We start from the raw sequence: 23,987 nt of genomic DNA, 5'->3' as shown, positions 1-23,987 counted from the left end.
ATCAAGGAAAGATGTTCATAGAAAAGGAGAAAAGGATGAATCACACTATTATACATGACCGTGCAGGTCTCAATCAATTTTACGCTAAGGTTTATGCCTTTGTTGGTCTGGGAATCGGACTATCTGCTTTGGTATCGGGCCTTATGTTGACGGTCTTTCAGTCTCAGTTAGTTTACTTTTTGATGCAGGGGCGTCTCTGGTTGACCATTGCTACTTTTGCGGAGTTGGCCTTGGTTTTCGTTGCCAGTAGCATGGCTTCAAGAAATAGTCCAGCGGCTCTTCCAGTATTTTTACTTTACTCAGTATTAAATGGCTTTACCCTCAGTTTTGTGGTGGCCTTCTATACTCCAGGTACGGTTTTGTCTGCCTTTGTATCAAGCGCCCTTCTCTTCTTTGTCATGGCGGCAGTCGGTATGTTCACTAAGAAAGATTTGAGTGGCCTTGGTCGTGCTATGATGGCAGCCCTCATCGGTTTGATTATTGCTATGATAGTCAATATTTTCTTGGCTAGTGGCTTCTTTGATTATATGATCAGCGTAGCCATGGTCTTGGTCTTCTCTGGGCTGATTGCTTGGGACAACCAAAGAATTCGTCTCGCTTATGAACAATCACAAGGTCGTGTAGCGACAGGTTGGGTTGTGTCAATGGCTCTCAGTCTCTATCTTGATTTTATCAATCTCTTCCTAAGTATTTTGCGTATCTTTGGTCGCAATGACTAGAAGGTACCTAACATCAGTGTTCGAAGGAGCACTGATTTTTTTAAATTTTCTCTTTTCTTTTCTTGGAAATAGGTGTATAATGCTTTTAACTAATTTTTGAGGAGTAGCCTATGAAGAAAAGTTTTATCCACCAACAAGAAGAAATTTCCTTTGTCAAAAACACTTTTACCCAGTATTTGAAAGATAAGTTAGAAGTTGTCGAAGTTCAAGGTCCTATCTTGAGCAGGGTCGGCGACGGGATGCAGGACAACTTATCAGGTATTGAGAATGCCGTATCGGTCAAGGTTCTCCAAATCCCTGACGCTACTTATGAAGTGGTGCACTCCCTTGCTAAATGGAAACGCCATACCTTGGCTCGTTTTGGTTTCGGTGAGGGTGAAGGTCTTTTCGTCCACATGAAGGCCCTTCGTCCAGACGAAGATTCGCTGGATGCGACTCACTCTGTTTATGTTGACCAGTGGGACTGGGAGAAGGTTATCCCAAATGGTAAGCGTAACATCGCTTATCTAAAAGAAACAGTTGAGAAGATTTACAAGGCTATTCGCCTGACAGAGCTAGCTGTTGAAGCTCGCTATGACATCGAATCTATCTTGCCAAAACAAATCACCTTTATCCACACAGAAGAGTTGGTAGAACGCTACCCAGACTTGACACCGAAAGAACGTGAAAATGCTATTTGTAAAGAATTTGGAGCCGTCTTCTTGATCGGTATCGGTGGTGAGTTGCCAGATGGTAAACCGCACGATGGACGTGCACCAGACTACGATGACTGGACAAGTGAGTCTGAAAATGGCTACAAGGGTCTAAATGGTGATATTCTTGTTTGGAATGAGTCTTTAGGTGGAGCCTTTGAGTTGTCTTCTATGGGGATTCGTGTAGATGAAGAAACGCTTCGCCGTCAGGTCGCCATCACAGGTGATGAAGACCGCTTGGAATTGGAATGGCACAAGGCTTTGTTGAATGGTCTATTCCCATTGACAATCGGTGGAGGAATTGGACAATCTCGTATGGCCATGTTCCTACTTCGCAAGAAACATATCGGAGAAGTGCAAACAAGTGTTTGGCCTCAAGAAGTCCGCGATACTTACGAAAATATTTTGTAGAGAATCGAACCGCAAGGTTCGGTTTTCTTTCTCTTTTTGTCTATAATTTGGTATAATAAACGGTATGAAAATCGTATCAGGAATCTATGGGGGACGCTCCCTCAAGACACTAGAAGGCAAGACGACAAGACCTACTTCGGATAAGGTTAGGGGAGCTATTTTTAACATGATTGGTCCCTACTTTGAAGGGGGACGAGTCTTAGACCTTTATGCAGGTAGTGGTGGTTTATCTATTGAGGCAGTCTCGCGTGGCATGTCCAGCGCTGTTTTGGTGGAGAGAGACCGTAAGGCTCAGACTATCGTGGCTGAAAATATTCAGATGACCAAGGATGTTGGAAAATTTCAACTCCTCAAGATGGATGTAGAGAGGGCATTGGAACAGGTATCTGGGGAATTTGACCTCGTTTTCTTAGACCCTCCTTATGCCAAGGAACAAATCGTAGCAGATATTGAAAAAATGGCTGAGAGAGCACTTTTTTCTGAAGATGTCATGGTCGTGTGTGAGACGGATAAGGCCGTTGAACTTCCAGAAGAAATTGCCTGTCTGGGCATCTGGAAGGAAAAGATTTATGGAATTAGTAAGGTGACAGTCTATGTCAGATAAGATTGGCTTATTCACAGGCTCATTTGATCCGATGACAAATGGGCATCTGGATATGATTGAACGGGCTAGCAAACTCTTTGATAAGCTCTATGTCGGTATTTTTTTTAATCCTCACAAACAAGGATTTCTCCCTATCGAAAGTCGTAAACGGGGGTTAGAAAAGGCTTTGGAAGATTTGGGGAATGTTGAAGTCGTCTCTTCTCATGATGAATTGGCGGTTGATGTTGCAAAAAGACTGGGGGTTACTTTCCTAGTGCGAGGTTTGAGAAATGCATCGGATTTGCAATACGAAGCCAGTTTTGATTACTACAACCATCAGCTGTCTCCTGATATAGAGACCATTTATTTACATAGCCGACCTGAACATCTCTATATCAGTTCATCCGGTGTTCGAGAACTATTGAAGTTTGGTCAGGATATTGCCTGCTATGTTCCTGAGAGTATTTTGGAGGAAATAAGAAATGAAAAAAAAGATTAGATGGCCCTTATATGTCATTGCGGCCTTGATAGCGACTTTCTTGGCATTTGTGGTGCCCTTGCCCTACTATATAGAGGTTCCAGGTGGTTCGGAAGATATTCGCCAAGTCCTTAAAGTAAATGACACAGAAGATCAGGCGGCTGGGGCCTATCACTTCGTTACGGTTGGTGTCCAGCATGCCACTTTAGCCCATATGGTTTATGCTTGGTTGACGCCTTTTACAGATATTCGTAGTGCTCAGGAGACTACAGGTGGTTCTTCAGATGTAGAATTTATGCGAATCAATCAATTCTACATGCAAACATCACAAAATATGGCCAAGTATCAAGGTCTAAAAACAGCTGGTAAGGATATCGAACTCAAGTACTTTGGGGTTTATGTCTTGAATGTGACGGATAATTCAACCTTTAAAGGGATTCTCAATATCTCTGATACGGTCACAGCAGTCAATGATCAGACCTTTGATAGTTCCAAAGACTTGATTGATTACGTCAGTTCTCAAAAATTAGGGGACTCCGTCAAGGTCACCTATGAAGAGGATGGGCAAACCAAGTCTGCAGAAGGAAAGATTATCAGCTTGGAAAATGGAAAAAATGGGATTGGAATCGGCTTGATTGATCGTACAGAGGTAATCAGCAATATCCCAATTAGCTTTTCAACAGCTGGTATTGGCGGCCCAAGTGCTGGTCTCATGTTTAGTCTAGCTATCTATACTCAAATAGCTGACCCAGGTCTTCGTAATGGTCGTATTGTTGCCGGTACAGGAACCATTGACCGTGATGGGAATGTGGGGGACATTGGAGGTATTGATAAAAAGGTTGTAGCTTCGGCTAGGGCAGGTGCTGCTATTTTCTTTGCCCCTGATAACCCTGTTAGCGAAGAAGAACAAAAAGCGCATCCGAATGCGAAAAACAACTACCAAACAGCCCTAGAAGCAGCTAAAACAATCAAGACAGATATGAAAATCGTGCCAGTTAAAACCTTACAAGATGCAATTGATTACTTGAAAAACAACCCCTAGTTTTAAGTTAAGTTTCCAAACTAGCGCACAAACAGAGAAGATGGTATAATAGTCAAATGGTTCAATTATTATTCACTCTAAGCAGTCACATGCTCTTTATTTATGTGAGTTTTTACCTTTTAAAGAATCTTGTTAGATGGGAAAAGGTTTTAAAAGTGACAGCTGAGAATACAGGAAAAGTTCGTTTATTAGTAGCCTTTTTTAGCATTGTCATGGGCTACATCCTGAGTTCTTTCTTTATCAGCCTGTATCAGTTGTGGCAAGAAGCGCTTAGAGGATTATTATAAAATCAAGAGTAAAGGAAACGAGTATGGACAAAATTGTGGTTCAAGGTGGCGATAATCGTCTGGTAGGAAGTGTTACTATCGACGGAGCAAAGAATGCAGTCTTGCCCTTGTTGGCAGCGACTATTCTAGCAAGTGAAGGAAAGACAGTCTTACAGAATGTACCGATCTTGTCGGATGTCTTTATTATGAATCAGGTGGTTGGTGGTTTGAATGCCAAGGTTGACTTTGATGAGGAGGCTCATCTTGTCGAGGTGGATGCTACTGGCGACATCACTGAGGAAGCCCCTTATAAGTATGTCAGCAAGATGCGCGCCTCCATCGTTGTCTTGGGACCAATTCTTGCCCGTGTAGGTCATGCTAAGGTATCCATGCCAGGTGGTTGTACGATTGGTAGCCGTCCTATTGATCTTCATTTGAAAGGTCTGGAAGCTATGGGGGCTAAGATTAGCCAGACAGCTGGTTACATCGAAGCCAAGGCTGATCGCTTACACGGTGCCCATATCTATATGGACTTTCCAAGTGTTGGTGCTACGCAGAACTTGATGATGGCTGCAACTCTAGCTGATGGGGTGACAGTGATTGAAAATGCTGCGCGTGAGCCTGAGATTGTGGACCTAGCCATTCTCCTCAATGAAATGGGAGCCAAGGTTAAGGGTGCTGGTACAGAGACCATTACCATTACTGGTGTTGAGAAACTTCATGGTACGACTCACAATGTAGTCCAAGACCGTATCGAAGCAGGAACCTTTATGGTAGCTGCTGCCATGACTGGTGGTGATGTCTTGATTAAAGACGCTGTTTGGGAGCACAACCGTCCCTTGATTGCCAAATTGCTTGAAATGGGAGTGGAAGTGACGGAGGAGACGGAAGGAATTCGCGTTCGCTCTCAACTAGAAAATCTAAAAGCTGTCCATGTGAAAACCTTGCCCCACCCAGGATTTCCAACAGATATGCAGGCTCAATTTACAGCCTTGATGACAGTTGCAAAAGGCGAATCAACCATGGTGGAGACAGTTTTCGAAAATCGTTTCCAACACCTAGAAGAAATGCGTCGTATGGGCTTACACTCGGAGATTATCCGTGATACAGCTCGTATTGTTGGTGGGCAACCTTTGCAGGGAGCGGAAGTTCTTTCTACTGACCTTCGTGCCAGTGCAGCCTTGATTTTGACAGGTTTGGTAGCACAGGGAGAAACTGTAGTTGGTAAATTGGTTCACTTGGATAGAGGCTACTACCGTTTCCATGAGAAATTGGCGCAGTTAGGTGCTAAGATTCAGCGGATTGAGGCAAGTGATGAAGATGAATAAGAAATCAAGCTACGTAGTCAAGCGTTTACTTTTAGTCATCATAGTACTGATTTTAGGCGTTCTAGCCCTAGGAATCGGTTTAATGGTCGGTTATGGAATCTTGGGCAAGGATCAAGATCCGTGGGCTATCCTGTCTCCAGCAAAATGGCAGGAATTGATTCATAAATTTACAGGAAATTAGGCTGGGAGACCAGCCTTTTTCTAAAGATAAGGAGAAATATGAACAAAAAAACAAGACAGACACTGATTGGTTTGCTAGTGTTATTGCTCTTATCTGCGGGGAGCTACTATATTAAGCAGACTGAACTAGGAAATCAGGCTGCTAAGACAAAAATGAGTCAGAAAAGTCAATCACCAGACGCGCCTGGTCAAGAATTGGCAGAAAGTGTCTTAACAGACGCAGTCAAAAGCCAAATAAAAGGGAGTCTGGAGTGGAACGGGGCTGGTGCTTTTATCGTCAATGGTAATAAAACAAACCTAAATGCCAAGGTTTCAAGTAAGCCCTACGCTGATAATAAGACAAAGACAGTGGGCAAGGAAACAGTGCCAACCGTAGCTAATGCCCTCTTGTCTAAGGCTACTCGCCAGTACAAGAATCGTGAAGAAACCGGGAATGGTTCGACTTCTTGGACTCCACCAGGTTGGCATCAGGTCAAGAATCTAAAGGGCTCTTATACCCATGCAGTCGATAGAGGTCACTTGTTAGGCTATGCCTTAATCGGTGGTTTGGATGGTTTTGATGCCTCGACAAGCAATCCTAAAAACATTGCTGTTCAGACAGCCTGGGCAAATCAGGCGCAGGCCGAGGATTCGACTGGTCAAAACTACTATGAAAGTAAGGTGCGTAAAGCCTTGGATAAAAACAAGCGTGTCCGTTACCGTGTAACCCTTTACTACGCTTCAAACGAGGATTTAGTTCCTTCAGCTTCACAGATTGAAGCCAAGTCTTCGGATGGAGAATTGGAATTCAATGTTCTAGTTCCCAATGTTCAAAAGGGACTTCAACTGGATTACCGAACTGGAGAAGTAACTGTAACTCAGTAAAATATGAAATAAACTCCTATGTCACTTGTGGATATAGGAGTTCTTTTCTGGACAATTTAAGTAGAACTAGAATAGACACTGATAAAAAATAATATGTACTGGACTAGATTTTGTGATATAATAAAGGATAAGATACTATTTTAGGAGAAGAACTATGGAAGACCCAAGTAGTCAGAATTTGTTGCTACAATTTGTTTTATTGTTTATCTTGACGGTATTAAATGCCTTTTTCTCAGCCACAGAAATGGCCATGGTTTCTCTTAATCGTGCCCGAGTTGAACAAAAGGCGGAAGAAGGAGACAGACGCTACATCCGCCTGCTGAAGGTACTAGAAAATCCTAACCACTTTTTATCAACCATTCAGGTAGGAATCACCCTGATTACAATCTTATCAGGGGCGAGTTTAGCTGATACTCTAGGCCGTGTGATTGCCTCTTGGATTGGAAATGGCGAAACAGCACAAGCCGTGGCAACTTTTCTATCCTTGGCATTTTTGACCTATATTTCCATCGTTTTTGGGGAATTATATCCTAAGAGAATCGCTCTTAATCTAAAGGATGCCTTGGCAATTCGTACAGCGCCGGTTATCATTGGGATCGGAAAACTAGTCAGTCCTTTTGTTTGGCTTTTAGCTGCTTCGACCAATTTCTTGAGCCATTTGACTCCTATGTCATTCGATGATGCGGATGAAAAGATGACCCGTGATGAAATTGCCTATATGCTGACAAATAGTGAAGAAACATTGGATGCTGATGAGATTGAGATGCTACAAGGTGTCTTTTCGCTCGATGAACTGATGGCACGAGAGGTTATGGTTCCTCGAACGGATGCCTTTATGGTGGATATTCAGGATGATAGTCAAGCCATTATCCAAAGTATTTTAAAACAAAATTATTCTCGTATCCCGGTTTATGATGGGGATAAGGACAATGTGATTGGAATCATTCACACCAAGAGTCTCCTTAAGGCTGGTTTTGTGGACGGTTTTGATAATATTGTTTGGAAGAAAATCTTACAAGATCCACTTTTTGTACCTGAAACTATTTTTGTGGATGACTTGCTAAAAGAATTGCGAAACACTCAAAGACAAATGGCAATCTTGCTGGATGAATACGGTGGGATGGCTGGTTTGGTAACCTTGGAAGACCTTTTAGAGGAAATTGTTGGTGAAATCGATGATGAAACGGACAAAGCAGCAATAGATGTTCATCAGATTGGCGAGGATACCTATATTGTTCAAGGAACTATGACCCTCAATGATTTCAATAATTACTTTGATGTTGAACTGGAAAGTGATGACGTTGATACCATCGCTGGTTATTATTTGACAGGAATTGGAACCATTCCAACGACTGAGAAACTCAGTCATGAATTGGTCAGCCAAAACAAACAGCTTATCTTAACCAATGATAAAGTGAAGAATGGACGTGTTACCAAGGTAAAGGTCCAAATTACCGAAGTCGAAATAGAAGAAGAAACAGAGTAAACTAGAGGCTTTTGTCACCAGGCGTGACGAAGCTTTTTTCAGTTGATTTCATGAGGGAATTATGTCATGGAAAGAACTTTGTCCCAAAAGTTTTTTAAAGTTATCCTTTTTTATCATGAGATAAAAATAAAAAAGCCCTATTTTACGGGCTTTTTGTCTTGATAAATTCCGATAAATTCGGTATTGAAAGGCGGTAGACGGATTTGAACCGACGATCAAGCTTTTGCAGAGCCGTGCCTTACCACTTGGCTATACCGCCTTAACGTTTATTATTATACCTTGAAAATCATTCTCAGTCAATAGTTTTTTCAGTTTTTTGTACCATAGTGTGATTCGAATGTGATGCCAAGTTTTCTATGGGAAAAAATTACCAAAAAACTACTGAATCCCCTTGAAAAATCTAGCTAATTAGGGTATAATATAAATAATCATTTGTCGTAGGTTTTGTCTGAAATATTGTCCAGACAAGGCTCACAGCAGTTAAATCTTCTGAAAAAGTCAGATTTAGCTGCTCTTTTTGTGCTTTTTTTCAGTATTTTGAGTATTTGTAACAAAGGCTTAAAGATTCTGAAAATTCATCAAGAGGACACGGTGATAGGGGTTTTACAACCATATGACGATTAGAAAAGCCTGATTGACAAGGCTTGGAACTTATTTACAAAGGAGAATCATCTTGGCAGGACATGACGTTCAATACGGGAAACATCGTACCCGTCGTAGTTTTTCAAGAATCAAAGAAGTTCTTGACTTACCAAATTTGATTGAAATTCAAACTGACTCATTCAAAGATTTCCTAGACCATGGTCTTAAGGAAGTGTTTGAAGATGTATTGCCAATTTCAAACTTCACAGATACGATGGAGTTGGAATTTGTTGGATATGAAATCAAGGAACCAAAATATACGCTAGAAGAAGCTCGTATCCACGATGCTAGCTACTCAGCACCAATTTTTGTAACTTTCCGCTTGATCAATAAAGAAACAGGCGAAATCAAAACTCAAGAAGTTTTCTTTGGTGATTTCCCAATCATGACTGAAATGGGTACTTTCATCATCAATGGTGGTGAACGTATCATCGTATCTCAGTTGGTTCGCTCACCAGGTGTTTACTTTAACGACAAAGTAGACAAAAACGGTAAAGTGGGCTACGGTTCAACGGTTATCCCTAACCGTGGAGCTTGGTTGGAACTTGAAAGTGACTCAAAAGACATCGCCTACACTCGTATCGACCGTACTCGTAAGATTCCATTTACAACCTTGGTTCGTGCCCTTGGTTTCTCAGGTGATGATGAAATCTTTGATATTTTTGGTGATAGCGAATTGGTTCGCAACACTGTTGAAAAAGATATCCACAAGAACCCAATGGATTCTCGTACAGACGAAGCCTTGAAAGAAATTTACGAACGCCTTCGTCCAGGTGAGCCTAAGACTGCTGAAAGCTCACGCAGCTTGCTTGTAGCTCGTTTCTTTGATCCACGTCGCTATGACTTGGCAGCAGTTGGTCGCTACAAAATCAATAAAAAACTCAATGTTAAAACACGTTTGCTCAATCAAACCATTGCTGAGCCATTGGTAGACCCTGAAACAGGAGAAATCTTGGTAGAAGCTGGAACTGTTATGACTCGTAGTGTGATTGAAAGCATTGAAAGCCATTTGGATGGTGACTTGAACAAGATTGTTTATATTCCAAATGATGCAGCCGTTGTGACTGAGCCTGTTGTTCTTCAAAAATTCAAGGTTGTTGCTCCAACTGATCCAGACCGTGTTGTAACAATCATTGGTAATGCTAATCCAGATGACAAGGTTCGTATCGTCACTCCTGCAGATATCCTTGCTGAAATGAGCTACTTCCTCAACTTGGCTGAAGGACTTGGCCGTGTAGATGATATCGACCACCTTGGAAACCGTCGTATCCGTGCGGTTGGTGAATTGCTTGCCAACCAAGTACGTCTTGGACTTTCTCGTATGGAACGTAATGTCCGTGAACGTATGTCTGTTCAAGATAATGAAGTCTTGACACCACAACAAATCATCAATATCCGTCCTGTAACAGCTGCGGTTAAAGAATTCTTTGGTTCATCACAGTTGTCACAGTTCATGGACCAACACAACCCACTTTCTGAGTTGTCTCACAAACGCCGTTTGTCCGCCTTAGGACCTGGTGGTTTGACTCGTGACCGTGCCGGATATGAAGTACGTGACGTGCACTACACTCACTACGGCCGTATGTGTCCAATCGAGACACCTGAAGGACCTAACATCGGTTTGATCAATAACTTGTCATCTTACGGACACTTGAATAAGTATGGATTTGTTCAAACACCATACCGTAAAGTTGACCGTGAAACAGGTGTTGTTACAAACGAAATCGTTTGGTTGACAGCCGATGAAGAAGATGAATTTACTGTAGCACAGGCTAACTCTCGTCTGAATGAAGATGGAACATTTGCTGAGAAGATTGTCATGGGACGTCACCAAGGGGTCAACCAAGAGTATCCAGCGAATGTTGTTGACTACATGGACGTATCACCAAAACAGGTAGTTGCCGTTGCGACAGCATGTATTCCTTTCTTGGAAAACGATGACTCCAACCGTGCCCTCATGGGAGCCAACATGCAACGTCAGGCTGTGCCATTGATCAATCCTCAGGCACCTTACGTTGGTACTGGTATGGAATATCAAGCAGCCCACGACTCTGGAGCGGCTGTGATTGCTCAGTATGATGGTAAAGTTACTTACGCAGATGCTGACAAGGTAGAAGTTCGTCGTGAAGATGGTTCATTGGATGTTTACCACATCCAAAAATTCCGTCGCTCAAACTCAGGTACTGCTTACAACCAACGCACTCTCGTAAAAGTTGGCGATGTCGTTGAAAAAGGCGATTTCATTGCTGATGGACCTTCTATGGAAAATGGAGAAATGGCGCTTGGACAGAACCCAATCGTTGCCTACATGACTTGGGAAGGTTACAACTTCGAGGATGCCGTTATCATGAGCGAACGCTTGGTCAAAGACGATGTCTACACATCTGTCCACCTTGAAGAATACGAATCAGAAACGCGCGATACAAAGCTTGGGCCTGAAGAAATTACTCGCGAAATTCCAAACGTTGGGGAAGATGCCCTTAAAGACCTTGACGAAATGGGGATTATCCGTATCGGTGCTGAAGTTAAAGAAGGCGATATCCTTGTAGGTAAAGTAACACCTAAGGGTGAGAAAGACCTTTCAGCTGAAGAACGTCTCTTGCACGCTATCTTCGGAGACAAATCTCGTGAAGTGCGTGATACTTCTCTTCGTGTACCACACGGTGCCGATGGTGTCGTTCGTGATGTTAAGATCTTTACACGTGCAAATGGAGATGAATTGCAATCAGGTGTTAATATGCTGGTTCGCGTCTACATCGCTCAAAAACGTAAGATCAAGGTCGGAGATAAGATGGCCGGACGTCACGGAAATAAAGGGGTTGTCTCTCGTATCGTTCCTGTAGAAGACATGCCTTATCTTCCAGATGGAACTCCAGTCGACATCATGTTGAACCCACTTGGGGTGCCATCACGTATGAATATCGGTCAGGTTATGGAGCTTCACCTTGGTATGGCAGCTCGTACTCTTGGTATTCACATCGCAACACCAGTCTTTGACGGAGCAAGTTCTGAAGACCTTTGGTCAACTGTTAAAGAAGCAGGTATGGATAGTGATGCTAAAACAATCCTTTACGATGGACGTACTGGTGAACCGTTTGATAACCGTGTGTCAGTTGGTGTCATGTACATGATCAAACTCCACCACATGGTCGATGATAAATTGCACGCGCGTTCAGTCGGACCTTACTCAACCGTTACTCAACAACCACTCGGAGGTAAAGCTCAGTTTGGTGGACAACGTTTCGGTGAGATGGAGGTTTGGGCTCTTGAAGCTTATGGTGCATCAAATGTCCTTCAAGAAATCTTGACTTACAAGTCTGACGATATCAATGGACGTTTGAAAGCTTATGAAGCTATTACAAAAGGAAAACCAATTCCAAAACCAGGTGTTCCAGAATCCTTCCGAGTTCTTGTCAAAGAATTGCAATCTCTTGGTCTTGATATGCGTGTCCTAGACGAAGATGACCAAGAAGTGGAACTTCGCGACTTGGATGAAGGAATGGACGAAGATGTCATCCACGTAGATGACCTTGAAAAAGCCCGCGAAAAAGCAGCCCAAGAGGCTAAAGCAGCCTTTGAAGCTGAAGAAGCTGAGAAAGCAACAAAAGCGGAAGCAACAGAAGAAGCTGCTGAACAAGAATAAGCAGTTCACTTAGAATAGAAAGGGAAGAAATAGTGGTTGATGTAAATCGTTTTAAAAGTATGCAAATCACCCTAGCTTCTCCAAGTAAAGTCCGTTCATGGTCTTATGGAGAAGTCAAAAAACCTGAAACAATCAATTACCGTACTTTGAAACCAGAACGTGAAGGTCTCTTTGATGAAGTTATCTTTGGACCTACAAAAGACTGGGAATGTGCTTGTGGTAAATATAAACGCATTCGTTACAGAGGGATTGTTTGTGACCGCTGTGGGGTTGAAGTAACGCGTACAAAAGTTCGTCGTGAGCGTATGGGGCACATCGAATTGAAAGCTCCTGTATCTCACATCTGGTACTTCAAGGGGATTCCAAGCCGTATGGGCTTGACCCTTGATATGAGCCCTCGTGCCCTCGAGGAAGTTATCTACTTTGCGGCTTATGTGGTGATTGATCCGAAGGATACACCACTTGAGCACAAGTCTATCATGACAGAGCGCGAATACCGTGAGCGCTTGCGTGAATATGGTTATGAATCATTCGTTGCCAAGATGGGTGCCGAAGCTATCCAAGACCTTTTGAAACAAGTAGATCTTGAAAAAGAAATTGCTGAACTCAAAGAAGAGTTGAAAACAGCTACTGGACAAAAACGTGTCAAAGCTATCCGTCGTTTGGATGTTTTGGATGCCTTTTACAAGTCTGGAAACAAACCTGAATGGATGATTCTTAACATCCTTCCGGTTATTCCACCAGATCTTCGTCCAATGTTGCAGTTGGATGGTGGCCGTTTTGCCTCATCTGACTTGAATGACCTTTACCGCCGTGTTATCAACCGTAACAACCGTTTGGCTCGTTTGCTTGAGTTGAATGCACCAGGTATCATCGTTCAAAATGAGAAGCGTATGCTTCAAGAAGCGGTTGACGCTTTGATTGACAATGGTCGTCGTGGTCGTCCAATCACAGGACCAGGTAGCCGTCCACTGAAATCTTTGAGCCACATGCTTAAAGGTAAACAAGGACGCTTCCGTCAAAACTTGCTCGGTAAACGTGTTGACTTCTCAGGACGTTCCGTTATCGCCGTTGGTCCAACGCTTAAGATGTACCAATGTGGTGTGCCACGTGAAATGGCGATCGAGCTCTTTAAACCATTCGTCATGCGTGAAATTGTCGCTCGTGACATCGTGCAAAACGTGAAAGCAGCTAAACGCTTGGTGGAACGCGGAGATGAGCGTATCTGGGATATCCTTGAAGAAGTGATCAAAGAACACCCAGTGCTTTTGAACCGCGCACCGACCCTTCACCGTTTGGGTATCCAAGCCTTCGAGCCAGTCTTGATTGATGGTAAGGCCCTTCGCTTGCACCCGCTTGTCTGTGAAGCCTACAATGCCGACTTTGACGGGGACCAAATGGCCATCCATGTACCACTTTCAGAAGAAGCCCAAGCAGAAGCTCGTATCCTCATGCTCGCTGCTGAGCACATCTTGAACCCGAAAGATGGTAAACCAGTTGTTACTCCATCTCAGGACATGGTTTTGGGTAACTACTACTTGACCATGGAAGAAGCTGGTCGTGAAGGTGAAGGAATGGTCTTCAAAGACCGTGACGAAGCGGTTATGGCTTACCGTAATGGTTATGTTCACCTTCACTCACGTGTTGGTATCGCAACAGACAGCCTCAACAAGCCTTGGACAGAAGAGCAAAAACACAAGGTCTTGCTTACAACAGTTGGTAAAATCCTCTTCAACGACATCATGCCAGAGGGTCTACCATACTTGCAAGAACCAAACAATGCCAACTTGACAGAAGGCGTTCCAGCTAAATACTTCTTGCCACTTGGTGGAGATATCAAGGAAGCTATCAGCAATCTTGAACTTAACCCTCCATTCAAGAAGAAAAACCTTGGAAATATCATCGCTGAAATCTTCAAACGTTTCCGTACGACAGAAACTTCTGCCCTACTTGACCGTATGAAGAACCTCGGTTACCACCACTCAACTCTTGCAGGATTGACAGTGGGTATTGCCGATATCCCAGTCGTTGATGACAAGGCTGAAATCATTGAAGAATCACACAAACGTGTAGAACAAATCACCAAACAATTCCGTCGTGGTATGATCACAGACGACGAGCGTTACAATGCTGTTACAGCTGAATGGCGTGCTGCCCGTGAAAAACTAGAGAAACGTTTGATTGCCAACCAAGATCCTAAGAACCCAATCGTTATGATGATGGACTCAGGAGCCCGTGGTAATATCTCAAACTTCTCACAGCTTGCCGGTATGCGTGGTCTGATGGCTGCTCCGAACGGACGTATCATGGAATTGCCAATCCTTTCAAACTTCCGCGAAGGTTTGTCGGTACTCGAAATGTTCTTCTCAACTCACGGTGCCCGTAAAGGTATGACCGATACGGCCCTTAAGACAGCCGACTCAGGTTACTTGACTCGTCGTTTGGTTGACGTTGCCCAAGACGTTATCATCCGTGAGGACGACTGTGGAACTGACCGTGGTCTCTTGATCCGTTCTATCGCAGAAGGAAAAGAGATGATCGAGTCTCTCGAAGAGCGTCTCAATGGTCGTTACACTAAGAAAACTGTTAAACATCCAGAAACTGGTGCAGTGATCATTGGTCCAAATGAATTGATTACAGAAGACAAGGCGCGTGAAATTGTCAATGCTGGTGTGGAAGAAGTGACTATCCGTTCCGTATTTACATGTAACACTCGTCACGGTGTCTGCCGTCACTGTTACGGTATCAACTTGGCGACTGGTGATGCGGTTGAAGTTGGTGAAGCAGTTGGTACAATCGCTGCCCAATCTATCGGGGAACCTGGTACACAGCTTACAATGCGTACCTTCCACACGGGTGGGGTTGCCTCAAATACCGATATCACTCAGGGTCTTCCTCGTGTCCAAGAAATCTTTGAAGCCCGTAATCCTAAAGGGGAAGCGGTTATCACAGAGGTTAAAGGACAAGTTACTGCTATCGAAGAAGATGCGTCAACTCGTACCAAGAAAGTCTTTGTTAAGGGTGAAACTGGCGAAGGTGAATACGTCGTTCCATTTACAGCTCGTATGCGTGTTGAAGTTGGAGACCAAGTAGCGCGTGGTGCTGCTCTTACAGAAGGTTCTATCCAACCAAAACGTCTCCTTGCAGTCCGCGATGTCTTGTCAGTTGAAACTTATCTTCTCGGTGAAGTACAAAAAGTTTACCGTAGCCAAGGGGTAGAAATCGGTGACAAACACATCGAGGTAATGGTTCGTCAAATGATCCGTAAAGTACGTGTCATGGATCCAGGTGATACAGATCTTCTCATGGGTACCCTCATGGATATCAATGACTTTACAGATGCTAACAAAGATGTCCTTATCGCAGGTGGGGTTCCAGCGACAGGTCGCCCAGTCCTTATGGGAATTACCAAAGCCTCACTTGAAACCAACAGTTTCTTGTCAGCGGCTTCCTTCCAGGAAACAACTCGTGTCCTTACTGACGCGGCTATCCGTGGTAAGAAAGACCATCTCCTTGGACTTAAAGAAAATGTTATCATCGGTAAAATCATCCCGGCAGGTACTGGTATGGCTCGTTACCGTAACCTTGAACCACATGCTATCAACGAAGAAGAATACCTTAACCCTCCAGTAGAGGAAGAAGGAAACGAAGAAACAACAGAAGTAGTTGTGGATACTACCGTTGAAACTGTGGAAGAAACAGTAGAATAAGAGAGAATGAGAGAGCCTTCGGGTTCTCTTTCTCTTTTCTGAAAACTTTCTACATTTTTCCATGAAATATGGTAAAATAATACTCAATGAAAATCAAAGAGCAAACTAGGAAACTAGCCGCAGGTTGCTCAAAGCACTGCTTTGAGGTTGTAGATAAGACTGACGAAGTCAGTAACATATACCTACGGCAAGGCAACGTTGACGTGGTTTGAAGAGATTTTCGAAGAGTATAAAAGAAAGAAGCTGACAAAGGAGACGGGTATGGAACAAACATTTTTTATCATTAAACCAGACGGTGTAAAAAGAGGGCTAGTTGGTGAAGTGTTGAAACGCATCGAACAACGTGGATTTACAATCGAAAAATTGGAGTTGCGTACAAAGGTTTCAGAAGAGTTAATTGACCAGCACTATCAGGACTTGGTTGGTCAAAGTTTTTACCCACCGATTCGTGAATTTATGACTTCAGGCCCAGTTCTTGTGGGCATCATTTCTGGTTCCAAAGTAATTGAAACTTGGCGGACTATGATGGGTGTGACTCGTCCAGAAGAAGCTTTACCAGGAACGATTCGAGGTGATTTTGCAAAAGCTGCTGGAGAAAATGAGGTTATCCAAAATGTTGTACATGGTTCAGATTCAGAAGAGTTAGCTAAGCGAGAAATTGCTCTTTGGTTTTAAGAGTTGATTGGCTCAATCAATTGGTTAAAAGCTCATTTGAATAGAAAGTATAGTCAATTAGTTTAAGACATGACGCATAATATCAAATTTTTAGTTTTTGATATGGTGCGTTTTTTGATTAAGTGACTATTAGTTCGTCTCGCTCCGTTAGGTGCGAGACGAAAAAAACACCCGCTATGCGGGTGCGCGTCGAAGGTTATACCAAAAAAACTCCAAATGCGATACAATAAAGGTGTTCAAGCCAATTGTAAAGCGAAAGGAGAAAAATATGGCACAAAAGGTTCTTTTGTCCAGTTCTTGTTTCAATTGACTATATTTTTATACTTTTTCTTCCTTTCTCTGTGAAAATCGCAAGTTTTTCCCACTTTTTCTCAATACTGAAACAACATCTTTCCAGAACTTCAATAATTTCTTTTTGTGTTAAATCATTATTTAACTCAATCTTTGGAGGCAATACGTTTTCAAAGCTACTTTTTTACCATAGGTTTTGAGCCTTCAACACAGATTACTAAGCCAAAAATGCTCTAAATTTTTGAAATTCTAACAAATTCCACTCAACTTTATCATCATCTTTGACTTTCACAATATCTTCCTCAAAATAACATGGAATAAAGATAGTTTTCTTTTGAAACGGTTGTAGGAGGAAAATCTCTCCTACACTATTATTGATTCATGATAATATTTCAGTAACTCATCGTGCAATTAAAAACAAGGATTTTTATTTCAGACGATCCATCGTGAACACTTCATCAGCCATCTCCCAAATTGCCGGATTATGTGTTGCGATAATGATTAGCCTATTATCATCTCGAAGAGATAGCAAAATCTCCATAATCAACTGAGAGGTTGCTGGGTCTATTGAAGCTGTTGGCTCATCTGCCAGAATAAAGGGTGGATTCTTTAAGATAATTTTTGCCAAGGCAACCCGTTGCGATTCTCCGCCCGATAACTCAAAGATGCGCTTATCTAGGTCAAGATAAGCCAGGCCGACCTGTTCTAAAGCCTGCTTCTGCCTCAACCGCTGTTCCGACCGACTCAACTTTTGACCAATGAGACCTAGCTTAAGGTTTTCTTCAATACTTTGGTTTTCAATTAAGCCAAAGTTCTGGAAGAGGTAGCCCAATTCGTGACGGAAAAAATCACTCGATTTATAATTGGCCAAGTCTTTACCTCGGTAAAAAATCGTCCCATCATAAGATTCTAATTTCCCAATCATGTTCATCAAGGTTGTTTTTCCGCTACCACTTGAACCAATTAAGGCATAGACTTTTCCAGCCTCAAATGTCATTGAAAGATTCGAAAATAACTCTCGTTCTCCAAAAGATTTACTCACCTGTTTAAGTTCAATCATATTAACCTCCCTTCAAAACAAGCATGGACATCTTGTTTTCTTTCTGCATTTGGACATGTAACTGTAAAAGAGATAGACCAGTAAAGAGTAACGAGACTAAGAAAGCAACTACTATCTCTACCATAAGAAATACACTCGCAACAAATCCCAGTAAAAACACACCCAGTTGAGCAAAGAGATAAGTGCGATGGATTTCTAAGAACCTGAGACCTGCAATGCGTTTGATAAAAATGGCACGTCTAAATTCTTCAAAGTAGAGCCTATTCATAGTGTTAAACAACAAGATTGAAGTTGTAATCCCAAGCACAGCTCCTGCTAGCATTACCCAACGTTCCCTCTGGATATTATCCGATAATGTGATGTAGTTGTGGTAACCTGTTTGCATTTCTGAGACCCAATTTTCAATGCCTTGTCTCTGGATAAGCTCCTGGGCATCAGACAATTGATTAAAGAGAACGTAATTCTGTACTGCGTCTACCCAAAAGAAAATGGACTGTGGACCAGTTGATTGGGGTGTTATAACAATGATGATTGGATCTTTCAAAAACTGCTGGTAAGAAATAGGGGTCGTATTATACACAAAACGATCCTGACCTGATTCCAAATAACCTACCGTAGCAGTCATTTGCTGTCGTTCATCTTTACTAGACATGCGACTGGTTAAGTCGTCTTCAAAAACAGATTTATAATGTTCTTCCTCTGAACGGAGGTGTTCAGGCAGCAATAAGACAAACTCCCCTACATCAAGGTGATTCATCTTTTGCTCAATAGTTGTATCTACAGGAATGTTTTGACGCTCCAAGTATTGCGGTGTGACGATAAGGACATTGCCATTCGGGTTGTAATCGTGCCATTCTGTAGAGGTTATAAAGTTTTTGGAGGAAGCCATGCCATTTTGCAAAGAACGGTCAATTAACTGGTGTCTAGATAAGAAAGCCTTTTTTTCTGAAACAGCCAGATCCATCAATTGATACCAAGTTCTGAGTTTCCTTTGAGCTTGTTCATCAAAACCAGGACTCGTTCCTTCACGGCTGAATGATAGGGTAATCAGTTGCCTTTCCTGGCTCCAAGCCTCTTGTCCAATCCGATGCTGTTGCCAGGCTTGGGAATACTTTAAGCTACTCCCTATTCCCAGCGTTACAATAATAATCGCTAATAGTTGACCGATTAAAATCAAACTAATGATTCCTCTGACAGGCACTTGCCCTTTTATAATCTGCATCAGGTGTATCTTTTTTATCCCAACTGCGAAGAGTTGAGCGAAAAACAGGGAGATCAACAACAAGATGAGATTATAACTGAGCAAGCCTTCTCCTATGGTCATTAGGGATTGCGTTGGAAGCGACAGAATTTTTTGCATAAGAATGGCGAGCACGCCAGCTAAACTGAAACCAACAGCTATCCCTTTCAAATCCTCACCAACTGGTCTAAGGAAAATGGACCACCGTTTCTCTCCTGAAATGAGGCGAATGCCCGACGACCGTAATTGGCTAATTTGACTAATTAAAGTCAGTGCTCCAAAGGTTAAGATGAAAATCAATAAACCGATTAACTGAAATCCGTTACTAAAGATAGCCATTAACGTAGATAGTTTAGATGGAATTATCAGGTGCATGTTAGTCAAGCCAAGTTGACTTAGCTCCTCTCTTAGCAAGTGAATATCTAGGTTTCCATCGAATACAAAATAGTTTGTTTCAACACTACTACTTTGGGCATCTTCTAGATTTTTTTCCTGTAGCCCATCAGGCAACTTTCCGTCCCCAAAGGTCGTATAAGAAAAAACTGGAGTACCTTCTGAGTTGGGATCTTGGTGTTGAATCGCAATAAAGCTATCCGTTTCTTCTGCTAGTTTTTCCAAGCGTGTAGCAACATGCTGAAAAGTTGTTTCAGGGGAAGAATCACGTACAACAACGTTGGGGTAATAATGGGAAACATATGTATCAGTCCAAATGGTAAATACCCAAACAAAGAACAAACTAGCAAGCAGGTTGGATATGAGTATAAATAATTTTTTCATAGTGCATTCCTTATTCTAAAACAGAGGGCAGAAATACCCCTGCCCTCTATAAACTAACAAGCTTACTAAACTATTGATAAAAGAATCTTCTTCAATTATTCTTGCAATCCCGCATCAAATGTAACTTGCTCCCCAAAATTTGTATTAACAAACGCATAGGCCGCACTATGTGCTCCTGCATAAGCTGTTTTTTGATTGTCACGTCCATTACTTCCAACATAGGCCCAGTGATCCTCTGAACCATGATAATAATTCGAAAATGCTCCCCAATTATTTGGATCATGATAGCCTCCATAGGTCCACTCGCCACCATGGAGAGAAACTGCCAAAACAGGAAGAGCCAAACTACATGCCAAAACGGCAAGGGATGATGCAACTACTTTTCTAAATTTTAACATATTATTACTCCTCTGAATGAAATATTATGAAAATGAGCGAAATGCAACTACATATTTTAATTAGAAATCTCAGTCTGAATTATAGTATCCTATTTTTTCCTCCTTTCTAACTGCACGTTCCTTTCTACAGGCAGAGACCTAATTTTATAAACCAATCTTAAATACTTTAGATTTTGTAACTCATAATTTTCAACAGTTGGTTAGCTATGAAAGCATTTTATCAAACATCTCCATTCTTATATCTATCTGGTATTGTTACAAGCTCTCATAAGAATACCTTTCTCTAAATAGTTGAATTTTAAAGTAATACGAAATCAATCTGCCTTCCCAACATCAAGACCATTGGAATTCTTTTGTAATTGCACTCGAATCTCCAATCGTTTATTCTTCTGAACAAACTGTTGGTAAGGAATTGTGTTACTAAACGTAAAAACACCTAGTAATACTAATATAGCTAATTTTTGAATTCCACGATTTTTCTTTATTCGTGAAACCCCTTTCTGTTTCCTTGTTTTTATTTTAACATATGTATATTATTCAGTCAAGTATTTTTATTATATTTTGAACTTTTTTTATTATTTCTATTTGTAATTTTATCGAGCAAATATTTGCCGTCTTTAACTAAATGATATATAATTGACAAATATAAATTAGGAAGGTTTTTTGTTTTTATGACTACATTAGCTGAAAAATTCAGATTGAAAAGAAAAGAGTTGAGACTCTCCCAACAAACTCTTGCAGAAGGAATTTGTGAACAAAGCCAGATTAGTAAAATTGAGAGAGGGCATTTCATTCCCTCCGCAGACCTTTTGTTCAAACTCTCACAACGACTTGAAGTCCCTTTGGATTACTTTTTCAATGAACAAATTGAAATTAAATCTAACCTCTCTAATTTCAAGCAATTATCTGCTCGACTATTAGATGACAGAAATTATGACGATTTGGAATATATTTATAGAATAGAGATTGAACGAAGTACTTTTCTAACACTAGAAGACCGAACTTACCTTGAATGGATTAAAGCTATTATTGACTTCTATCAATATGACAGTAAGTGTGAGGCTATTTCTTCATTGGAAAATATATTATTAAAAGTCTCCTCAAATACTCTGATTTATTTAAAGGCATTGAATACTCTATCTAATTTCTATTCCTTAGTGGGTCGTGAACAAGAATATGAGGCAAACTACTCTCATTTGATGGAGTTATATCAGACAAAAAATTTTGAGCATCAAGAGTTTTTATTTGGCTACATCAGAGTTCGTTACAACTACGCTCACTACCTAGTATCAAAGGAAAAATATAACGAAGCCATCCAAGAAGCTCTTGAGACGATTGAACTCTGTAAACAAAGACAGACAAGCTACCAACTGGCTCCTCTACTTATTCTTGTAGGAAATGCTGGAGCCAAATTTCTAGACAAAGAACAAGTCAAAAATTATTATATAGAAGCAAAAGAGTTATGTAAGATTTATAACAATCCTTTAATGTTGATGAAGATAGAAAATTATTTGAAGGAATTAGATACTGTTTAGTTAATCTTGACATTATAGTTTTTCTGAAACGTTAAATAACCTGTAAGGCTGATAGTGAAATGAATACTATCAGCCTTATTTCAAATTTATATTCTTCCAAAATCTCTTCAAACCACATCAGTTCTATCTGCAATCTCAAAACAGTGTTTTGAGCAACCTGTGGCTAGCTTCCTAGTTTGCTCTTTGATTTTCATTGAGTATTAGTCTCTGGTGTTTGTTTAGCGTCTTAAAAAGACATTTGAGAAGATTAGAAACAGTTCTCTCTTTTCTCCTAGTATAATGATTGGTAGGAAGGGAGAGAAAAGATGAAATCAATGAGAATCTTATTTTTGTTAGCTTTAATTCAAATCAGTTTGAGTAGTTGTTTCCTATGGAAAGAATGCATCTTGTCCTTTAAACAAAGTACAGCTTTTTTTATTGGAAGTATGGTCTTCGTTTCAGGAATCTGTGCTGGAGTAAATTATCTTTATACCCGTAAGCAAGAAGTTCATAGTGTCCTAGCCAGTAAGAAGTCGGTAAAGCTTTTTTACAGTATGTTACTCTTAATTAATTTGTTAGGAGCTGTCCTTGTTTTGTCAGACAACTTGTTCATCAAAAATACGTTGCAGCAAGAATTAGTTGACTTTTTATTGCCATCCTTCTTTTTCCTATTTGGACTAGATTTGCTGATTTTTTTACCCTTGAAAAAATACATGCGCGATTTTCTTGCTATTCTAGACAGAAAAAAGACAGTGTTGGTGACTATTTTAGCAACACTTCTCTTCTTAAGAAATCCAATGACCATTGTCTCTCTTCTGATTTATATTGGACTGGGCTTGTTTTTTGCAGCCTATCTTGTCCCGAATTCTGTTAAAAAGGAAGTTTCCTTTTATGGTCATATTTTCCGAGATCTTGTATTGGTCATTGCTACGCTCATTTTCTTTTAGAGAAAGCTTGTTTTTATGGATGTTATGATGGTAAGTTTAGCAGGAAAATAGACACAAAAGAAAAGTTTTTGGTATAATAAGAGTATGTACACAAAAAATGAAGAAGAGCTACAAGCCTTAGGGGAGCGTTTGGGTCATCTATTAGCAAAGAATGATGTCTTAATCTTAACTGGAGAACTGGGTGCAGGTAAAACGACCTTTACTAAAGGACTTGCTAAAGGTTTACAGATTTCTCAAATGATTAAAAGTCCAACCTATACTATCGTAAGAGAGTATGAAGGCAGACTGCCACTTTATCACCTAGATGTTTATCGTATTGAAGGAGATGCGGATTCTATCGACTTGGATGAATTTCTCTTTGGTGGCGGAGTGACTGTTATTGAGTGGGGAAATCTCTTAGGAGATGCCTTGCCAGATACTTATTTAGAGTTGGAAATTTTAAAAGAAGAAGACGGTCGCAGATTACATTTCCAAGCAAAGGGTTTGCGTGCAGAAAAGCTTTTAGAGGAGCTTCAACATGGAGTATGAATTGCTCATTAGGGAAGCAGAGCTTAAAGATGCAGCTGAATTAGTGGCCTTTTTAAATCGTGTAAGTTTGGAGACAGATTTTACCAGCCTAGACAGAGATGGTATTCTCTTGACCAGTGAGGAGATGGAAATATTCCTCAACGAGCAAGCTAGTTCGGACAATCAGATAACCTTACTTGCATTCTTAAATGATAAAATTGCTGGTATTGTAAATATTACAGCTGACCAGCGCAAGAGAGTCCGTCATATTGGAGATCTCTTCATTGTGATTGGAAAAAGATATTGGAATAATGGATTGGGAAATTTGTTGCTAGAGGAAGCGATAGAGTGGGCACAAGCAAGTGGCATTCTGCGTCGTCTCTAACTGACTGTCCAAACTCGTAATCAAGCTGCAGTTCATCTTTATCAAAAGCATGGCTTTGTCATTGAAGGTCGCCAAGAGCGTGGAGCATATATAGAAGAAGGGAAATTTATCGATGTTTACTTGATGGGTAAACTGATCGATTAGTAGAA

20 protein-coding genes, 1 tRNA gene and 1 pseudogene are annotated in these 23,987 nt (G+C 41.2%); 17 read left to right on the top strand and 5 right to left on the bottom strand.

All coding sequences use genetic code 11. The features are described 5' to 3' along the window. Nucleotides 1-35: 35 nt before the first annotated feature. The 10 genes from HT698_RS08070 to HT698_RS08025 all read left to right on the top strand — a co-directional run bounded on the left by HT698_RS08070 (nt 36) and on the right by HT698_RS08025 (nt 8,049). Nucleotides 36-719 (top strand): Bax inhibitor-1/YccA family protein, encoded by a 684-nt coding sequence (locus tag HT698_RS08070; protein WP_173219364.1) that lies wholly within the window; start codon nt 36-38, stop codon nt 717-719. A 110-nt stretch (nt 720-829) separates the two neighbouring features. Next, nucleotides 830-1,822, top strand: a complete 993-nt coding sequence (gene asnA, locus HT698_RS08065; RefSeq protein ID WP_173219367.1) for an aspartate--ammonia ligase — start codon at nt 830-832, stop codon at nt 1,820-1,822. 64 nt (nt 1,823-1,886) lie between these two features. After that, nucleotides 1,887-2,426, top strand: a complete 540-nt coding sequence (rsmD, locus tag HT698_RS08060) for a 16S rRNA (guanine(966)-N(2))-methyltransferase RsmD (protein ID WP_173219370.1) — start codon at nt 1,887-1,889, stop codon at nt 2,424-2,426. Further along, the gene (coaD, locus tag HT698_RS08055; protein ID WP_173219373.1) at nt 2,416-2,904 is read left to right on the top strand and encodes a pantetheine-phosphate adenylyltransferase; all 489 of its coding nucleotides are present in this window, start codon (nt 2,416-2,418) and stop codon (nt 2,902-2,904) included. Before rsmD ends, coaD begins: the two co-directional genes overlap by 11 nt. Beyond that, a complete protein-coding gene (locus tag HT698_RS08050; protein ID WP_173219376.1) occupies nt 2,888-3,925 on the top strand; it encodes a SepM family pheromone-processing serine protease in 1,038 nt (345 codons plus the stop codon). Before coaD ends, HT698_RS08050 begins: the two co-directional genes overlap by 17 nt. Before the next feature lie 56 nt (nt 3,926-3,981). Further along, nucleotides 3,982-4,212, top strand: coding sequence for a DUF1146 family protein (locus HT698_RS08045; RefSeq protein WP_138706243.1), 231 nt, complete (start codon nt 3,982-3,984; stop codon nt 4,210-4,212). A gap of 23 nt (nt 4,213-4,235) precedes the next feature. Beyond that, on the top strand, nt 4,236-5,519 hold the full coding sequence (gene murA / locus HT698_RS08040) for a UDP-N-acetylglucosamine 1-carboxyvinyltransferase (RefSeq protein ID WP_112445124.1): 1,284 nt from the start codon (nt 4,236-4,238) through the stop codon (nt 5,517-5,519). Beyond that, nucleotides 5,512-5,700, top strand: a complete 189-nt coding sequence (locus tag HT698_RS08035) for a DNA-directed RNA polymerase subunit beta (protein WP_173219379.1) — start codon at nt 5,512-5,514, stop codon at nt 5,698-5,700. Before murA ends, HT698_RS08035 begins: the two co-directional genes overlap by 8 nt. 38 nt (nt 5,701-5,738) lie before the next feature. Then, nucleotides 5,739-6,563 carry a DNA/RNA non-specific endonuclease gene (locus HT698_RS08030; protein WP_112445122.1) on the top strand — a complete coding sequence of 275 codons (825 nt, stop codon included), beginning with the start codon at nt 5,739-5,741 and terminating at the stop codon, nt 6,561-6,563. Nucleotides 6,564-6,717: 154 nt separating this feature from the next. After that, on the top strand, nt 6,718-8,049 hold the full coding sequence (locus HT698_RS08025) for a hemolysin family protein (protein WP_173219382.1): 1,332 nt from the start codon (nt 6,718-6,720) through the stop codon (nt 8,047-8,049). A gap of 188 nt (nt 8,050-8,237) precedes the next feature. On the opposite strand, the gene HT698_RS08020 is transcribed toward HT698_RS08025, so the two are convergent. Beyond that, nucleotides 8,238-8,308: transfer RNA gene (locus tag HT698_RS08020), tRNA-Cys, on the bottom strand. Nucleotides 8,309-8,722: 414 nt separating this feature from the next. Between HT698_RS08020 and rpoB the strand changes: the two genes are divergently transcribed. The 3 genes from rpoB to ndk all read left to right on the top strand — a co-directional run bounded on the left by rpoB (nt 8,723) and on the right by ndk (nt 16,719). Further along, nucleotides 8,723-12,334 (top strand): DNA-directed RNA polymerase subunit beta, encoded by a 3,612-nt coding sequence (gene rpoB, locus HT698_RS08015; protein WP_173219386.1) that lies wholly within the window; start codon nt 8,723-8,725, stop codon nt 12,332-12,334. 32 nt (nt 12,335-12,366) lie between these two features. Next, on the top strand, nt 12,367-16,044 hold the full coding sequence (gene rpoC / locus HT698_RS08010; RefSeq protein WP_173219388.1) for a DNA-directed RNA polymerase subunit beta': 3,678 nt from the start codon (nt 12,367-12,369) through the stop codon (nt 16,042-16,044). Between the two features lie 261 nt (nt 16,045-16,305). After that, a complete protein-coding gene (ndk, locus tag HT698_RS08005) occupies nt 16,306-16,719 on the top strand; it encodes a nucleoside-diphosphate kinase (RefSeq protein ID WP_173219391.1) in 414 nt (137 codons plus the stop codon). A 718-nt stretch (nt 16,720-17,437) separates the two neighbouring features. On the opposite strand, the gene HT698_RS08000 is transcribed toward ndk, so the two are convergent. From HT698_RS08000 to HT698_RS10505, 4 genes are all read right to left on the bottom strand, one after another. Beyond that, the gene (locus HT698_RS08000) at nt 17,438-18,070 is read right to left on the bottom strand and encodes an ABC transporter ATP-binding protein (protein ID WP_000571433.1); all 633 of its coding nucleotides are present in this window, start codon (nt 18,068-18,070) and stop codon (nt 17,438-17,440) included. A 1-nt stretch (nt 18,071) separates the two neighbouring features. Continuing rightward, nucleotides 18,072-20,087 carry a DUF1430 domain-containing protein gene (locus HT698_RS07995; RefSeq protein ID WP_173212188.1) on the bottom strand — a complete coding sequence of 672 codons (2,016 nt, stop codon included), beginning with the start codon at nt 20,085-20,087 and terminating at the stop codon, nt 18,072-18,074. 95 nt (nt 20,088-20,182) lie between these two features. Next, nucleotides 20,183-20,485, bottom strand: coding sequence for a lactococcin 972 family bacteriocin (locus HT698_RS07990; RefSeq protein ID WP_045611574.1), 303 nt, complete (start codon nt 20,483-20,485; stop codon nt 20,183-20,185). Nucleotides 20,486-20,799: 314 nt separating this feature from the next. After that, nucleotides 20,800-20,970: a PhrA family quorum-sensing system peptide gene (locus tag HT698_RS10505; protein WP_267241016.1), complete on the bottom strand. Its 171-nt coding sequence runs from the start codon at nt 20,968-20,970 to the stop codon at nt 20,800-20,802. Between the two features lie 186 nt (nt 20,971-21,156). Here HT698_RS10505 and HT698_RS07985 point away from each other — a divergent pair, with 186 nt between their 5' ends. The 4 genes and pseudogenes from HT698_RS07985 (at nt 21,157) to HT698_RS07970 (ending at nt 23,982) form a co-directional block, all read left to right on the top strand. Further along, a complete protein-coding gene (locus HT698_RS07985) occupies nt 21,157-22,020 on the top strand; it encodes a helix-turn-helix transcriptional regulator (RefSeq protein WP_164226804.1) in 864 nt (287 codons plus the stop codon). A gap of 305 nt (nt 22,021-22,325) precedes the next feature. Further along, a complete protein-coding gene (locus HT698_RS07980) occupies nt 22,326-22,946 on the top strand; it encodes a hypothetical protein (RefSeq protein ID WP_173219394.1) in 621 nt (206 codons plus the stop codon). Nucleotides 22,947-23,030: 84 nt separating this feature from the next. Further along, complete coding sequence (gene tsaE, locus HT698_RS07975) at nt 23,031-23,474, top strand: tRNA (adenosine(37)-N6)-threonylcarbamoyltransferase complex ATPase subunit type 1 TsaE (RefSeq protein WP_023945393.1); 444 nt, start codon at nt 23,031-23,033, stop codon at nt 23,472-23,474. Continuing rightward, nucleotides 23,464-23,982 (top strand): annotated as a pseudogene (locus HT698_RS07970) (GNAT family protein). Before tsaE ends, HT698_RS07970 begins: the two are co-directional and overlap by 11 nt. The last annotated feature ends 5 nt before the right edge of the window (nt 23,983-23,987 follow it).

This window comes from Streptococcus sp. 3109, from assembly GCF_013276905.1.
In the GTDB taxonomy this organism is placed as follows: Bacteria; Bacillota; Bacilli; order Lactobacillales; family Streptococcaceae; genus Streptococcus.
This window is presented reverse-complemented; position numbering and strand designations above follow the sequence as displayed.

Bases quoted from the DNA above. Each gene is read 5' to 3' on its own strand.
- HT698_RS07995 (WP_173212188.1), bottom strand. From the start codon at position 20,087: ATGAAAAAATTATTTATACTCATATCCAACCTGCTTGCTAGTTTGTTC.
- asnA (WP_173219367.1), top strand. From the start codon at position 830: ATGAAGAAAAGTTTTATCCACCAACAAGAAGAAATTTCCTTTGTCAAA.
- HT698_RS07980 (WP_173219394.1), top strand. From the start codon at position 22,326: ATGAAATCAATGAGAATCTTATTTTTGTTAGCTTTAATTCAAATCAGT.
- HT698_RS08030 (WP_112445122.1), top strand. From the start codon at position 5,739: ATGAACAAAAAAACAAGACAGACACTGATTGGTTTGCTAGTGTTATTG.
- HT698_RS07985 (WP_164226804.1), top strand. From the start codon at position 21,157: ATGACTACATTAGCTGAAAAATTCAGATTGAAAAGAAAAGAGTTGAGA.
- HT698_RS08070 (WP_173219364.1), top strand. From the start codon at position 36: ATGAATCACACTATTATACATGACCGTGCAGGTCTCAATCAATTTTAC.
- murA (WP_112445124.1), top strand. From the start codon at position 4,236: ATGGACAAAATTGTGGTTCAAGGTGGCGATAATCGTCTGGTAGGAAGT.
- HT698_RS08025 (WP_173219382.1), top strand. From the start codon at position 6,718: ATGGAAGACCCAAGTAGTCAGAATTTGTTGCTACAATTTGTTTTATTG.
- HT698_RS08000 (WP_000571433.1), bottom strand. From the start codon at position 18,070: ATGATTGAACTTAAACAGGTGAGTAAATCTTTTGGAGAACGAGAGTTA.
- rsmD (WP_173219370.1), top strand. From the start codon at position 1,887: ATGAAAATCGTATCAGGAATCTATGGGGGACGCTCCCTCAAGACACTA.
- tsaE (WP_023945393.1), top strand. From the start codon at position 23,031: ATGTACACAAAAAATGAAGAAGAGCTACAAGCCTTAGGGGAGCGTTTG.
- HT698_RS08050 (WP_173219376.1), top strand. From the start codon at position 2,888: ATGAAAAAAAAGATTAGATGGCCCTTATATGTCATTGCGGCCTTGATA.
- HT698_RS08045 (WP_138706243.1), top strand. From the start codon at position 3,982: ATGGTTCAATTATTATTCACTCTAAGCAGTCACATGCTCTTTATTTAT.
- coaD (WP_173219373.1), top strand. From the start codon at position 2,416: ATGTCAGATAAGATTGGCTTATTCACAGGCTCATTTGATCCGATGACA.
- HT698_RS08035 (WP_173219379.1), top strand. From the start codon at position 5,512: ATGAATAAGAAATCAAGCTACGTAGTCAAGCGTTTACTTTTAGTCATC.
- HT698_RS07990 (WP_045611574.1), bottom strand. From the start codon at position 20,485: ATGTTAAAATTTAGAAAAGTAGTTGCATCATCCCTTGCCGTTTTGGCA.
- ndk (WP_173219391.1), top strand. From the start codon at position 16,306: ATGGAACAAACATTTTTTATCATTAAACCAGACGGTGTAAAAAGAGGG.